Origin of the sequence: Floridaenema flaviceps BLCC-F50 (assembly GCF_041929275.2) — a bacterium.
Lineage (GTDB): Bacteria > Cyanobacteriota > Cyanobacteriia > Cyanobacteriales > Aerosakkonemataceae > Floridanema > Floridanema flaviceps.
This window is the reverse complement of the sequence record NZ_JBHFNR020000001.1, coordinates 1,163,808-1,177,259: the sequence shown is the minus strand read 5'-3', so window position 1 is coordinate 1,177,259 and position 13,452 is coordinate 1,163,808. Positions and strand designations below refer to the sequence as shown.

Below are 13,452 nucleotides of genomic sequence, written 5' to 3'. Positions count from 1 at the left end.
TTAGGGGGGATCGAACCTTATAGCAGCTTGAATTATTACTTGATGTAGGGGATCGAGATGACCGAAACTTACGAAACTTATGCTTCTTTAGGTCTGCCGAAATCTTTACCAGATCACACACAGTTACCTGAGTCTGACGGAACTTTTGTGAAAAATTTTCAGGTACATCCCCAAAGTATTATATTAACAGATTCTCTTACACCAGTATTACAAAATTTATATCCTAATAGGCAATATTGCATCGGTCAAAATAGTGGAATTTACTGGCGAATTATAGAACCACCGGAAAGAGGTGCAGTTTCACCGGATTGGTTTTATGTGCCAAATGTTCCTCCAACTTTAAATGGTGAAATCCGACGTTCTTACGTGATTTGGCAAGAATATCTCGCACCTTTAATTGTTTTAGAATTTGTTTCTGGTGATGGTTCCGAAGAAAGAGATGCTACACCTTATAAAGGTAAGTTTTGGATTTATGAAAAAGGAATTAGAGTGCCGTTTTATGGGATTTATGAAGTAAAAATATTAGCATGAGTCAAGTAACTATCACGCTAAAACTAAAGTTTTCCCACCTCAATCTTGCTAAAGCAAAACTGTTTGGCGAGATGACAGAGGAAAATACTCGTTTAGCTAATTGGCTGTTAACTGTTCCCCTTCCAGAAAGGAGGAAGTTAACTACAGCCAAGGTAGATACTTCGCTCATGTCTGCACTCGCAAATCAAACTATTCGGCATACCACGTCTGGGACAGGTAAGAAAGTTAAACAATATAAGTGCTTGCCTCCAGAAATTAATAAACAGAACTGGACAATCCACAAGGTTGGTGAAACCTATAGCTTGAGTTTTCCCACTATCAAAGGAACCAAGAGAGTCCCCGTTGAAGTAGCGTCAAAACATTGGCAACCAATTTTAGATAGGTTGTTAAATTACGACACTTTGATTAATAAAGGTTCTGCCAAGCTAATTAAGCATCGAAATAAATGGTATGCCTATATCTCTGTCACTCTGGAAGTTCCAGAAGTAGAAGCGACGAAAAGAATAGGATGTGACCGAGGACAGAATAACCTAGCAGTGGTAGCGCCAGCCAAAGGATTTGGTAAGTTCTTTAATGGCAAGCAGGTTAAACATCGTCGTCGCCACTTTCAAAAACGCCGTCAATCTTTGCAAGAAGCTAAAAAATTTAGGGCATTAAAGAAGTGGAACAAGAAAGAAAGACGATGGATGGACGCGGTTAATCACACCATTAGCAGACGGATAGTTAGATTTGCTGAATATCATAATGCAGATGTGGTGATTGAAGATTTAGAAGGGTGTCGAGACACCATGAGGCAGAGCAGGAAAAATCGCTCAGACAATGGGGAATCAAGACACGCTTGGGCGTACTATTCTTTAGAGCAAAAACTTGGTTATAAGTTAACTCTCAAGGGATTAAAGTTAATTAAACGTCCGGCTCCATACACCTCTAAATCTTGTTCAACTTGCAGCACTATTGGAACTAGGAAGAAACACCATTTCAATTGCCCTAATGGTCATTACCACAATGCCGATTTAAATGCTTCGAGAAACCTAGCGCAATGGGACGGTTTCTCATGTTCTTTAGACCTAAAGAGAGATGCTGCTGCAATGGCTTCATCTGGTCTAGAGAATGGGTTGCTTGGCACAACCCCTAACTCGATGAAGGGTATTCTCCCTAGTGGAGAGTATCTGTAGATGCGAGAATCCCCTCGCCTTTAGGCATGGGGAGTGTCAAGTGCTTTAGGAATTGACCCAGAGGTTTAAAACTGGCGCAAGGGGGTTGAACTGAGATCTTGCTCCTGTGATGCGAGCTCGCCTGCCTTATCAATTCGCAGGCTAATAGCTCAAGTCCATTAAAATGGACTCATACCAAATCCGGGTTAAGAACCTCCTTTATACTCAATCCTGGCTCGGTTAAGAGTAGGGGCGAAGCATTTTGGCAACAATTTATCACCTCAAACCCTAGATGTTCTGTCCAAATGCTTCGCCCCTCCATGCCAAAAAATGCTTAACCGAGCAGTATTGGGTGGGATGGTGCGTTACACTGGCGTTAACGCACCCTACGGAATTAGGCTTTGCGTAAGTCCTGGGACTGAAAGGTTTTGAATACTAAGTATTTAGTCCTCTTTAGAGGAGTTTAGCTATAAGAAAAGCGAATCAATTCGCAGGCGGATTTTGGGACTGGTGGTAGATCTGAGTTGAAGACGATCGATCTCATATCAAATACCTCTGAGTTTGGACGATCGACCATTAGCGTCCGCTGCGTCGGCGGAGTCGATCGATCGTCACAGCAATAATAATCACCAATCCCTTGACAACTAACTGCCAGAAATAGGACATATTTAGCAGGGTTAAACCATTGTTGAGCACTGCAATGATTAACGCACCCAGCAACGTTCCCGGAATTGTGCCAATACCGCCTGTAAAGCTGGTACCACCTAAAATTACCGCAGCGATCGCATCTAGTTCATACCCATTTCCCAATAACCCCGTCGCGCTATAAAGCCGACTCGAACTCATTACGCCTGCTAAACCTGCCAGCAATCCACTGACACCATAGACAAATAATAGTACGCGATCGACTTTAATTCCCGTCAGTCTTGCAGCCCTTTGATTGCCACCCACCGCATAAATTTGTACGCCCAAAACGGTTTGTCTAAGGATAAACCAACTGGCTAATACTGTCAGCAATGCAATTACAACCAGCCAGGGAAAGGGGCCTAAGTAGTTGTTGCCTATCCAAGCAAAGTTAAGATTGCGGTTCAAAACGGTGGTGCCATTAGCCACGAGATAAGCAACGCCGCGCAATGCCGTCAGACCACCCAAAGTGACAATAAAAGGTGGCAAGTCGAGGAAAGCAATCAGCGCACCATTGATTAAGCCAATCACCAAACCTGTTAACAGTGCCGCTGGTATTGCTGCCCAACTTAAGGGAGGGATGAGAGAGACAAGTACGCCTACAACCGCAGACACACCTAAAATTGAGCCAACGGACAAGTCAATGCCGCCTGTGAGAATGACGAAAGTCATGCCTGTGGCGAGGACGATATTAATCGATGCTTGCCGTAAAATATTGACAACGTTTCCCGGTGTGGCAAAGTTGGGAGACAGAACAGAGAACAGAATGCAGATTAGCAGCAAAATTGGCAGAATTCCCGCTATTTGCAGCCAATTATTGGCAACTCTGCGCCTTTGTGTCCGGGAACGATCGCCTGCTTCATCTTTGACGGGACGTAATTTAGTTTCACTCATGATGCGGCAACCTCCGATGCGCCTGTGGCATACGCCATAATGTTTTCTTGAGTAATGTTTGTGCCTGTAGATCCACCTAGTTCACCGACTATTTGCCCTTCACGCATCACTAGGACGCGATCGCTCAATCCCACAACTTCCGGCAATTCGCTGGATACCATGAGAATGGCAACGCCTTGTTTCGCCAAGTCGCTGATGATGCGATAGATTTCGCTTTTTGCACCGATGTCTACACCTCGCGTTGGTTCATCTAGCAATAGCACTCTGGGCTTAATCGCTAACCACCTTGCCAGCAGCAGCTTTTGTTGATTGCCACCGGACAAATCCATCGCTCGAATTTCCAGATTGGCAAACCGGATGTTGAAGTCTTCTACTGCATCGTGGGCAATCTTACCGAGCGATCGCCAGTTCAGCACACCTGCTTTCGCGTCCTGCTTGAGCGTATTTAGGACAATGTTTTTGCCAGAAGTCATTTCTAAAAACAAGCCCTGATCTTTGCGGTCTTCTGGAACGTAACCAATCCCCGCTGCGATCGCATCTCCAGGCGAGTTAATCTCTAGTTTTTTGCCATTCAGCCACACTTCTCCACTGGTTTTCGGATCTGCGCCAAAAATCAATCGAGAAAGTTCGGTTCGTCCCGCACCTACTAAACCTGCTAACCCGACAATTTCCCCAGCGTGCAAGGTGAGATTGGTAGGCTGTACTTTGCGATTATCGCCCAGATTGCGAACTTCCAGCACCACTGGGCCGACACTAGTCTGTCGCTGATGTTCGTAGAAGTCTTGCATCGGGCGACCTACCATCATTTGCACCAGTCGTTCTGGCGAAATCTCATCTCGCGTCAAGCTGCCAATATACTGACCATCTCGCAATACACTAACCCGATTCGCCAGAGCATAAACTTCTTCCATGCGGTGACTAATATAAATGATGGCAATGCCATCCCGTCGCAGTTTGTGGATTACCTCAAATAATCGTTCTGTCTCGCGATCGCTCAAAGCTGCGGTTGGTTCATCCATTACCAGAATGCGGCTTTTGTCTTTCAGCGCACGGGCAATCTCCACTAACTGCTGTTCGGCGATCGATAAACCAGACACCAGATCGTCGGGAGCAAAATGGGCACCCAAACTGTGCAATACCTGATGAGCTTCTCGCCGCATTCCTTCGCGATCGAGCAGTTGCCCCCGACGCAACTCGCTGCCCATAAACATATTTTCTGCAACGGTCAAATTGGGTGCAACATTCAACTCTTGATAAATCAAATTGATGCCTGCCTGCCTTGCTGTTCCCGGATCGGTAATATTGAGCCTTTGTCCGTTGATGTAAATTTCACCTTCATCAGCGATATAGGCTCCCGCTAGGATTTTCATTAAGGTACTTTTGCCAGCACCATTCTCGCCCATCAGAGCATGAACTTCTCCCGGATAAATCGTTAGATTCACCCCTTGAAGCGCAGGTACACCATGAAAGCGTTTGGTGATCCCCCGCATTTCCAACACAGGAGTCAAACTTGAAGCAGGTGCAGGCGAAGGTTGGATATCTGTTGTCATCGGTACTCCTTAGAAGGGGATTGGGGACTGGGGACTGGGGACAAGGGGACAAGGGGACAAGGGGACAAGGGGACAAGGGGACAAGGGGACAAGGTGACAAGGGGACAAGGTGACAAGGGGACAAGGTGACAAGGTGACAAGGGGACAGGGGGAAGTTTTGAGTTTGTAGGGGCGGGTTTAGTAGATAAGTCTGTGGTCATAGCAGAAAAATTAACAGCAAAACCCGCCCCTACAGAGTTTTAAGTTTATCTCCCCTGCCCCTCTGCCCCTCTGCCCCCCTGCTCCCCTGCCCCCCTGCCCCTCTGCCCCTCTGCCCCTCTGCCCCCCTGCCCCTCTGCCCGCCTACTGCCAGCCTTTGTACTGACTGACGTTCTGGCGGGTGATTAGCTTGACTGGAATCAAAATATTGGGGTTGGCGGGTCGTTTGCCGTGTAAGATGTCGTTGCCAACTTGTACTGCTTTTCGGGTCATTCCCAAGGGGTCTTGAGCGGCAGTTGCTACTAATAAACTGTTGGGATCTGCGATCGCTTGAGTCGCTTCCGGTGCTCCATCTACTCCCACAATGAAAAATTCTTTGCGTTTGGTTTGTCTAGCTGCGAGTTCTGCGCCTACTGCACTAGGATCATTGATGGCAAACACTGCATCTATTTTGGGAAAGGAGGTGAGCAAATCGCTCATTACCCGCAATCCCCCATCTCGACTGCCTTCGGCATTCTGGTCTTTGGAGAGAATCTTGATACCTGGGTATTTGGCGAGCACCTGTTGACAACCTTGCACCCGTTCAATCACCGAAACTACAGGTGGGCCATTTACTATGACGATGTTGCCTTTACCCTTGAGTCGATCGGCAATGTATTTACAGCTAACTTGTCCTGCTTGCAAGTTATTTGAGGTGATGGTGGCATCGACATCTCCACCTGCGCCCGTATCAACGGCAATCACCACACTACCCGCTTGTTTAGCTTTGGCAACCGCTGGCTCTATGCCTTTACTGTCTGCTGCATTCAAAATAATGATATCGGTGTTTGAGGCAACGAAGTTCTCAATCTGGTTAAATTGTTGGTTCAGATCGTACCCACTCGAAACCAGCGTTACTCGCGTATTTGGGCCACCAATTTTTTTGGCTTCTATCTCCGCACCACGTCCCATTAACACAAAAAACGGATTGCTGAGATCGCCAACGGTGACAGCAACCGAATTTAGTTTGGGATTTGGATCTGAGTTGCGTTGTGCGATCGATCCTTTTGTTGCAGCATTGGGCGAACAAGCTGCCAGGATGCCACCTAAGATACTTAAAATACCGATCGCGATTCCACCTCGAATCACGCTCTGAATTTTTATTTTTTTGGCGCTCATCTATACTCTACTAACTTCATGAATTTATAGTTAACAGAATCAAGATTTGCAAATGGAATAAACCTAGAACTGCACACAACTGTTGCACAGTTCATTAAGCAACAATCCCAGGAATTTTAGTTGCAATTCTTTACGAATGCTTCTCCCAAAATGGATTTTATCTAAAACTATGGTGTAAAAGGCGTTAGGAATACAAATTTGCAAATCAAAATCTGAATTGCTCTTTAATCTACCAGGAAACTAATCTTAACTCCATCTGCCTTATGACTGAGTATCCTTCCTTTAATTGTTTCTAAATATGTACTTTTTGTTGCTAAATGTAAAGGCTTAAGGCAGGGTTGAATGAAAAAGCGATCGCGCTGAAGAAATGTGGGGAAAAAGCGATCGCTTCTACTTATTATTCCCTTTAACCAGATGAGTTAAACTAAAAAAATCCCGTTGCAACCCTAATCACCAAAAATATGTCTCGCACTTTCAGCGCAGTTGTTTATTGGGAAGAAGATGTATATGTTGCAGAATGTCCAGAAATTGGAACTGCTAGTCAGGGAGAAACTATTGAAGAAGCAATTGCTAATCTTAAAGAAGCAACTGAGCTTTATTTAGAAGAATTTCCCTTACCTAAAACTTCACGGTGAAATATTAGCAGGTTAGGGTGTGTTACGCGATCGACCAAAGATGTAAAATGTTGAGTATTAGATAATACTTAGCGTTTTTCAAGTATGCCCCATGTCAATCCCTGATTTTCAAAAGATTATGCTTCCCCTGCTTAAGTATGCAGCTGATGGAGAAGAACATTCACTCAGAGAAGCGATCGAAGCATTAACCGAAGAATTTAACTTGAGTGATGAGGAAAGAAAAGAATTATTGCCTAGTGGACAACAAGCTGTTTTTGATAATCGGGTTGGATGGGCAAGAACACACTTAAAAAAAGCAGGTTTATTGGAAGATCCGAAAAGAGGATTTTTTAAAATTACTGATAGGGGTTTACAAGTATTAAACCAATCACCAACAGAAATAAACTTAAATTTTTTAATGCAATTTCCCGAATTTATAAAGTTTAGGACTACTAGAAAAGAAACCGAAAATAATGATACTGAAATCCCGGAAATTTTAGATAAAACTCCTCAAGAATCTATAGAGTTTGGTTATCAAAAAATTCGCAAAGATTTAGAATTTGAATTACTTAACCGTGTCAAAAGCTGCTCTGCTGATTTCTTTGAAAGACTTGTGGTAGATCTTCTAGTTAGAATGGGATACGGAGGTTCTAGGCGCGATGCTGGTAGAGCAATTGGCAAAAGCGGAGATGGTGGAATAGACGGAATAATTAAAGAGGATAAGTTAGGCTTAGATATTGTTTTTATCCAAGCAAAACGATGGGATAATACCGTTGTTGGTAGACCAGAAATTCAAAAATTTGTTGGTGCTTTACATGGTCAAAGAGCAAGGAAAGGAGTATTTATTACAACTTCTACTTTCTCCCATGATGCACGAGAATATGTATCTATTATAGATAGCAAAATTGTCTTAATAGATGGGCAGCAACTTGCACAGTTTATGATTGACAATAATGTAGGTGTATCAACTGTGTCTACTTATGAAATTAAAAAGATAGATTCAGACTATTTTACTGATGAATAGAAAATAGGTGTTAATTCATTTGGATGAGAATAAATACTTACTTCGCCTGTAAACTACGCCTCACTAGGTAGTTAGCTCTTTACATACTAAATTCCGCCCAAAGACTTGTAGCCAACTTCGCAATTTGCTAAGATAGAAATATAATTCAAAAGTACTTCTACACTTTTGAATACATAGAAAACAAAAAGAGGGAAATACAATGTTGTCAATTTTTTTTCCTTTTGAAAGGATAATATATTTATGCGTGTTATTTCTGAATCAAAACTCAAACAGTTTTGGGAAATACATTCCGATGCCAAAAACAGTTTGAAGACATGGTACAAAATTGTAAAAGATGCTCAATGGCAAAATACTGCTGAAGTGCGAGAAACATGGAACTCAGTTGATTTTGTGCAAAACTTTACTGTTTTTAATTTCAAAAAGAAGTATCGGTTAATTGCATATATAGACTACGAATCTGGAATAGTATTTATTCGTAATGTACTTACACATAGCGAATATGATACGAATAAATGGAAAGAGGATGAGTGGTTTCAATAAAACTTATTTCTCATTGAATTTGCTCGGATCTGGTTAGAGAATGAAATCTAATTCTCTTCTTACTTTACTAGTTGAACCTAGAATACTCAAATGCTGATTTCAAATGATTACATCGAATTACTTAAATCTTTTCCCCCGCGCCCCATAACTTCTGAAGATGAATTAAGGGAAACGCAGAATGTTATTGATTCGCTTTTAGATAAGAGGGAATTGAGTAAGGAAGAACGCGATTATCTTCATGTATTAGCCGCGTTAGTCTATGACTACGAACAGAAACAAGAACCCATACCTGACATTTATGGAGTAGAACTTCTTAAGGTTTTGATAGAAGAATTCGACTTACGGCAAAAAGATCTTGTACCAATTTTTAAAACAGAATCCATTGTTTCTGATGTACTCAGTGGGAAGCGACAACTAACCACCAGACACATAGAAGAATTAGCCAAATTCTTTCATGTTTCGCCAGCTGTCTTTTTTCCAGGTTAGCGAGTGTAGTATTCTGAAATTTCAGTAAAAAAACGATCGCACTTTCCCCCAAAAGCGCACATCAATTCAACAAATCTGCATCAGAATCCAGTAGAATTCCCGGTAAGAAATCAGGGTTTTCTACTTCTTCCCATGTGTAAGAAACTTCAGTGGGAAAATCTAGAAGTTTCATTCCTGTTTCCTTAGCAGCTAAAATCACGGCATCTTCGTAAGCATCTGCGATCGCTTCTGGTAAATAAGGCTTTAAACTGGGACTATCTTTTAAAAGTCGCCGAATCGCACGACTTTGCTCGCGAATCGTTAAATACCAACTTCTAGATCTGCGATCGGTTTGATATTCCCACTTTAATAAATGCGCGATTAAAACTATTAGCCGATTTACTAACTCTCGCCTCTCTTGCTTACCCAAAGAATCTATTTCCTCAATCAAATTCTCAATATCAAGATTATTTAAATCACCCTGACGCAATAACTGTACTTGTTTTTGCGTCCAAGCATAAAAATCAGTTTCGTATAAATTTTCAAGTGGAAGGTTCATAGTTTCTTCCTCAGATGGCTTTATACCCATTGAATTATACCATCCTAATTTAGGCAAAAAAAAGCGATACGTGCTACGCACACGCTACGCGAACGCACTCTCCAAACAACCCTTTTCGAGTTCAGAGAGTGCGATCGCACGAGTTTAATTAATTAACCAAAAACTATTAACTAAAACTGTTTTTTCCGTCTTCTAGAAATAGCCTTGCGCTTGCGTTTTTCTGGAGGGGTTTCAAAGTGACGCAGACGTTTAATATCAGAAAAAATTCCAGCTTTGGAGACTTGACGCTTAAAGCGACGCAACGCCGATTCTAGCCCTTCATTTTCCCCGACAATAATTTGGGTCATTCTGACTACTCCTAAGCTTCGGTGAATAGTCGGACACTTACTTAGCATCCGTATTAGCGTAAATGGGAGAGAAAAGCGATTACTTACACTACGCTACGCGATCGCACACACTCGTCAATACCTGAAAAAGCAGAAGCATTTCGTCTTGCTATACTTATCTGAATAATCAGAAGCGCAAACGAAATGCCCCTGAACAGCAAACTTTAACAAAAGCTCGATCGGCTTTGAGCCTTAATAGCGATTGCGATTATTAAATCCGCCACCGCCACCACGACCACCATAGCCGCCGCGATTACCGCCACGCTCTTCACGAGGTTTCGCTTTATTTACTTTCAAGCTACGCCCCATCCATTCTGCGCCATCAAGTGCATCAATAGCAGCAGTTTCTTCATCTTCAGTTGACATTTCCACGAAAGCAAAGCCACGCATTTTTCCAGTTTCACGGTCAGTGGGAACTTGAACGCGCTTTACTTCGCCATATTCTTTAAATACTTCTTTGAGGTCTTCGTCTGTGACCTGGTAGGATAAGTTTCCTACATAAATAGACATTGGTTCTCTCCTGAATCAGGTATTGCAAAGATTACGATTCGGAGAGTCGCTTGTGAGTACTAACAACAAACAGTGTCACCGAATTTCATCATCGACCCACATTTTAGCACATCAGATATGTTGATTTGTCAAGGGCTACTCTTCCCAGAGGAGAAATTTTTCGGCAAAATATCCTAAAAGAGAGCCAATTTAAAAAATGGCAGGTTTTTTGCGTGTTGCAGACATTGCTAATATTCTTAATCGGTTTAATCCCCCCAATAGTCTCGATTTGGGTAATTCGGCAAGCAGAAGTCAGAGGGCGAGAAAGGTTGAGAATAGCCATAGAAAGAGCCTCTCTTACCCCCTTAAATTTCCCGCCCCGACTGCAAAATCAAAGTTATATCGGTGACATCAGCTGTAAATTCAATGCGCGATCGCCCCATTTGCGTTGCGCCATCAATCCTGATGGGCCTTGTGATGGCTGTGTTCATTATCAGATGAGGGATTAGGGACTGGGGATTGGGGAAGGGGGACAAGGGGACAAGGGGACAAGGGGACAAGGGGACAAGGGGATTGGGGGACAAGGGGACAAGGGGATTGGGGAACAAGGGGACTAGGGGATAAAACCCACCCCTGCAAACTCAGGACTTTCTCGGAGCTTTCTGGCAAAAAAATAGGGATGATTAAATCATCCCTAATTCACCTATTCACCTAGAGCTTAAAACTTATATCTGAGGAACATATTCTTCTTTTTCAGGAACAACAGTGTACTCAGCGACAATTTGGCGGAATTCTTCACCGTCGATCGTTTCTTTTTCAACGAGAAGATCGACTAAGCGATCGATCACCGTGCGATGATCGCGCATAATTTGCTTAGCATCTTCATAACATTGACCAACGATCGCTCTTACCTGACCATCCACACGGGAAGCAATTTCCTCAGAATAATCAGAACGATTCATCAAGTCTCGTCCTAAAAATACCTCGGAACCGCTTTGACTTTCCAAAGACAAAGGCCCCAAATCAGACATCCCTAAACGAGTTACCATTTGTCTAGCCATGCCAGCAACTTGTTGCAAATCACCACCAGCGCCAGTAGTTACTTCTGCATCTCCGAAAATAATTTCTTCAGCAGCACGACCACCCAAAGCAGCAGTAATTCTTGCTTTCAGTTGCGACCTAGAAGTTAAACCTTGCTCCTCATTAGGAGTAAACCAAGTCAAACCTCTAGCTTGTCCTCTGGGAATCAAAGTCACCTTTTGTACTGGGTCATGGTCTTTCAACAAAGTACCAACGATCGCGTGACCAACTTCGTGATAAGCAATTAACCGCTTAGATTTGCTATCTACCAAAGGAGTACCTTCCATACCAGCAACCACACGGTCAACCGCATCGTCGATTTCCGGCATGGTAATACCTTCTTTGCGCCGTCTAGCGGTTAAAATTGCCGCTTCATTCAGCAAATTCGCCAAATCTGCACCTGTAAAACCAGGAGTGCGACGGGCAATAGCTTCTAAAGAAACCTCATCAGATAGCTTCTTGTTCCGGGCATGGACTTTGAGGATTTCCAAACGTCCCTTCATATCTGGAGCATCTACAGTTACTTGTCTGTCAAAACGTCCCGGACGCATCAAAGCAGAATCAAGTACATCAGGGCGGTTAGTAGCAGCAATGATGATAATACCTGTATTACCTTCAAAACCGTCCATTTCTGTAAGCAACTGGTTTAAAGTTTGCTCTCTTTCATCGTTTCCGCCACCGATACCCGTACCCCGCATTCTACCGACGGCATCAATTTCATCGATGAACACCAAGCATGGGGCGTTTTCTTTCGCTTTTTTGAACAAGTCACGGACGCGGGAAGCACCCACACCCACAAACATTTCCACGAACTCAGAACCGGAAATACTGAAGAAAGGAACACCAGCTTCCCCAGCAATAGCTTTAGCTAACAAAGTTTTCCCAGTTCCCGGAGGGCCAACTAATAGAACACCTTTGGGAATTCTGGCACCGACTGCGCTAAAGCGTTCTGGTTGTTTCAGGAAAGTTACAACTTCTTGTAATTCTTCTTTTGCTTCTTCAATTCCTGCCACATCATCGAATTTAATTCCGGTTTTCGCTTCCATCATGAACCGGGCGCGAGATTTACCGAAATTCATTGCTTGTCCGGGCCCACCGGGAATGTTGCTGGAACGACGGAACAAGAAAAACAATCCGGCAATCAATAAAACGGGGAATACTAAGTTACCCAACAATCCCCAAATTGCGCCATCGTTTCTCATGGGATGAGAGGCGAAGCTAATATTTGATTCTTTGAGTTTGGCAATTAATTCTGGGGCGTTAGAGGGTAAATCAACTCGCCAGTGCTGGACTTGGGAACCCAAAACTGGTTCTGGGTCGATTCCTTCTACAATAGCTGTCCGACCACCCTCATAGAGGTCAACGCTGGTAACTCGACCGGAATCTAAATAATCTAAAAATCGACCATAGCTCATGCGGGTACTAGCAGTATTTCTGCCCGTATCCATCGCTGATGATGAGAATGCCCCTTGCCACAGGAAAAATCCTATGAGTAACGCAGGCAACATCCACAGTACTACGACTTTCCAGGAAGACTTCATAGTTGGGTGGCCTCTAAATGCAATTTAAACAAAATAGGTTCTCGATTACACAAATAAGTGCTTTTGAAAGCTGTCAGTTAAATTTTGCGCTGTTTAAACTAGGGCAGAAGGCAGAAGTCAGAAGGCAGAAGGCTTTAAATGAGCTTGTAAAAAGCTGTTTATTTTGATCTGCTTTCCTCTGTCCTGCACTAATGTCCTGTCAGAGTTAAAAAGCTTTCTTTAAAACGAAAGCGTGTAACAGCAAACAAATCTTAATTAAATTTAACTTATTTATCATAATTAGGGCAAGACTAGGGACTGGGGATTGGGGACTGGGGATTGGGGACTGGGGGACAAGGGGACAAGGGGACAAGGGGACAAGGGGACAAGGGGACAAGGGGACAAGGGGACTCTTGGGAATTTTTTACCTTTTCCTCCTCTGCCCCTCTGCCCCTCTGCCCCTCTGCCCCTCTGCCCCTCTGCTCCTCTGCTCCTCTGCTCCTCTGCTCCTCTGCTCCTCTGCTCCTCTGCTCCTCTGCTCCTCTGCCCCTCTGCCCCTCTGCCCCTCTGCCCCTCTGCCCCTCTGCCCCTCTGCCCCTCTGCCCC

13 protein-coding genes and 1 pseudogene are annotated in these 13,452 nt (G+C 43.6%); 7 read left to right on the top strand and 7 right to left on the bottom strand.

Features of this window, described 5'->3' with window-relative positions:
• Positions 1-57 precede the first annotated feature (57 nt).
• A pseudogene (locus ACE1CI_RS05720) lies at positions 58-519 on the top strand (Uma2 family endonuclease); the annotation flags it as partial.
• 8 nt (positions 520-527) lie between these two features.
• Complete coding sequence (locus ACE1CI_RS05715) at positions 528-1,706, top strand: RNA-guided endonuclease InsQ/TnpB family protein (RefSeq protein WP_413263989.1); 1,179 nt, start codon at positions 528-530, stop codon at positions 1,704-1,706.
• A 555-nt stretch (positions 1,707-2,261) separates the two neighbouring features.
• Here the strand turns inward: ACE1CI_RS05715 and ACE1CI_RS05710 are convergent.
• From ACE1CI_RS05710 to ACE1CI_RS05700, 3 genes are all read right to left on the bottom strand, one after another.
• Complete coding sequence (locus tag ACE1CI_RS05710; protein WP_413263988.1) at positions 2,262-3,263, bottom strand: ABC transporter permease subunit; 1,002 nt, start codon at positions 3,261-3,263, stop codon at positions 2,262-2,264.
• Positions 3,260-4,813 (bottom strand): ATP-binding cassette domain-containing protein, encoded by a 1,554-nt coding sequence (locus tag ACE1CI_RS05705; RefSeq protein WP_496615260.1) that lies wholly within the window; start codon positions 4,811-4,813, stop codon positions 3,260-3,262. Before ACE1CI_RS05705 ends, ACE1CI_RS05710 begins: the two co-directional genes overlap by 4 nt.
• Positions 4,814-5,155: 342 nt before the next feature.
• Entirely contained in the window at positions 5,156-6,169 is a 1,014-nt protein-coding gene (locus ACE1CI_RS05700) for a substrate-binding domain-containing protein (RefSeq protein WP_496615259.1), read from the bottom strand.
• A 461-nt stretch (positions 6,170-6,630) separates the two neighbouring features.
• Here ACE1CI_RS05700 and ACE1CI_RS05695 point away from each other — a divergent pair, with 461 nt between their 5' ends.
• The 4 genes from ACE1CI_RS05695 (at position 6,631) to ACE1CI_RS05680 (ending at position 8,833) form a co-directional block, all read left to right on the top strand.
• The gene (locus ACE1CI_RS05695; RefSeq protein ID WP_413266381.1) at positions 6,631-6,804 is read left to right on the top strand and encodes a type II toxin-antitoxin system HicB family antitoxin; all 174 of its coding nucleotides are present in this window, start codon (positions 6,631-6,633) and stop codon (positions 6,802-6,804) included.
• Positions 6,805-6,895: 91 nt separating this feature from the next.
• Positions 6,896-7,807, top strand: a complete 912-nt coding sequence (locus ACE1CI_RS05690; RefSeq protein WP_413266382.1) for a restriction endonuclease — start codon at positions 6,896-6,898, stop codon at positions 7,805-7,807.
• 240 nt (positions 7,808-8,047) lie between these two features.
• Positions 8,048-8,347, top strand: coding sequence for a type II toxin-antitoxin system HigB family toxin (locus ACE1CI_RS05685; RefSeq protein WP_413266383.1), 300 nt, complete (start codon positions 8,048-8,050; stop codon positions 8,345-8,347).
• Between the two features lie 90 nt (positions 8,348-8,437).
• Positions 8,438-8,833, top strand: a complete 396-nt coding sequence (locus ACE1CI_RS05680) for a helix-turn-helix domain-containing protein (protein WP_413266384.1) — start codon at positions 8,438-8,440, stop codon at positions 8,831-8,833.
• 61 nt (positions 8,834-8,894) lie between these two features.
• On the opposite strand, the gene ACE1CI_RS05675 is transcribed toward ACE1CI_RS05680, so the two are convergent.
• From ACE1CI_RS05675 to rbp, 3 genes are all read right to left on the bottom strand, one after another.
• Positions 8,895-9,371, bottom strand: coding sequence for a DUF29 domain-containing protein (locus tag ACE1CI_RS05675; RefSeq protein WP_413266385.1), 477 nt, complete (start codon positions 9,369-9,371; stop codon positions 8,895-8,897).
• A 170-nt stretch (positions 9,372-9,541) separates the two neighbouring features.
• On the bottom strand, positions 9,542-9,718 hold the full coding sequence (gene rpsU, locus ACE1CI_RS05670; RefSeq protein ID WP_073594437.1) for a 30S ribosomal protein S21: 177 nt from the start codon (positions 9,716-9,718) through the stop codon (positions 9,542-9,544).
• A 231-nt stretch (positions 9,719-9,949) separates the two neighbouring features.
• A complete protein-coding gene (gene rbp / locus ACE1CI_RS05665; RefSeq protein WP_413266386.1) occupies positions 9,950-10,267 on the bottom strand; it encodes an RNA-binding regulator in 318 nt (105 codons plus the stop codon).
• A 212-nt stretch (positions 10,268-10,479) separates the two neighbouring features.
• Here rbp and ACE1CI_RS05660 point away from each other — a divergent pair, with 212 nt between their 5' ends.
• On the top strand, positions 10,480-10,755 hold the full coding sequence (locus ACE1CI_RS05660) for a DUF6464 family protein (RefSeq protein WP_413266387.1): 276 nt from the start codon (positions 10,480-10,482) through the stop codon (positions 10,753-10,755).
• Between the two features lie 216 nt (positions 10,756-10,971).
• On the opposite strand, the gene ftsH2 is transcribed toward ACE1CI_RS05660, so the two are convergent.
• Complete coding sequence (gene ftsH2 / locus ACE1CI_RS05655) at positions 10,972-12,867, bottom strand: ATP-dependent zinc metalloprotease FtsH2 (RefSeq protein WP_413266388.1); 1,896 nt, start codon at positions 12,865-12,867, stop codon at positions 10,972-10,974.
• Positions 12,868-13,452 lie beyond the last annotated feature (585 nt).

What these genes read in the sequence shown, in the direction of transcription:
- ACE1CI_RS05715 (WP_413263989.1), top strand. Translation starts at nt 528, where the DNA reads ATGAGTCAAGTAACTATCACGCTAAAACTAAAGTTTTCCCACCTCAAT.
- rbp (WP_413266386.1), bottom strand. Translation starts at nt 10,267, where the DNA reads ATGTCTATTTATGTAGGAAACTTATCCTACCAGGTCACAGACGAAGAC.
- ACE1CI_RS05705 (WP_496615260.1), bottom strand. Translation starts at nt 4,813, where the DNA reads ATGACAACAGATATCCAACCTTCGCCTGCACCTGCTTCAAGTTTGACT.
- ACE1CI_RS05710 (WP_413263988.1), bottom strand. Translation starts at nt 3,263, where the DNA reads ATGAGTGAAACTAAATTACGTCCCGTCAAAGATGAAGCAGGCGATCGT.
- ACE1CI_RS05695 (WP_413266381.1), top strand. Translation starts at nt 6,631, where the DNA reads ATGTCTCGCACTTTCAGCGCAGTTGTTTATTGGGAAGAAGATGTATAT.
- ACE1CI_RS05675 (WP_413266385.1), bottom strand. Translation starts at nt 9,371, where the DNA reads ATGAACCTTCCACTTGAAAATTTATACGAAACTGATTTTTATGCTTGG.
- ftsH2 (WP_413266388.1), bottom strand. Translation starts at nt 12,867, where the DNA reads ATGAAGTCTTCCTGGAAAGTCGTAGTACTGTGGATGTTGCCTGCGTTA.
- ACE1CI_RS05700 (WP_496615259.1), bottom strand. Translation starts at nt 6,169, where the DNA reads ATGAGCGCCAAAAAAATAAAAATTCAGAGCGTGATTCGAGGTGGAATC.
- ACE1CI_RS05685 (WP_413266383.1), top strand. Translation starts at nt 8,048, where the DNA reads ATGCGTGTTATTTCTGAATCAAAACTCAAACAGTTTTGGGAAATACAT.
- ACE1CI_RS05680 (WP_413266384.1), top strand. Translation starts at nt 8,438, where the DNA reads ATGCTGATTTCAAATGATTACATCGAATTACTTAAATCTTTTCCCCCG.
- ACE1CI_RS05690 (WP_413266382.1), top strand. Translation starts at nt 6,896, where the DNA reads ATGTCAATCCCTGATTTTCAAAAGATTATGCTTCCCCTGCTTAAGTAT.
- rpsU (WP_073594437.1), bottom strand. Translation starts at nt 9,718, where the DNA reads ATGACCCAAATTATTGTCGGGGAAAATGAAGGGCTAGAATCGGCGTTG.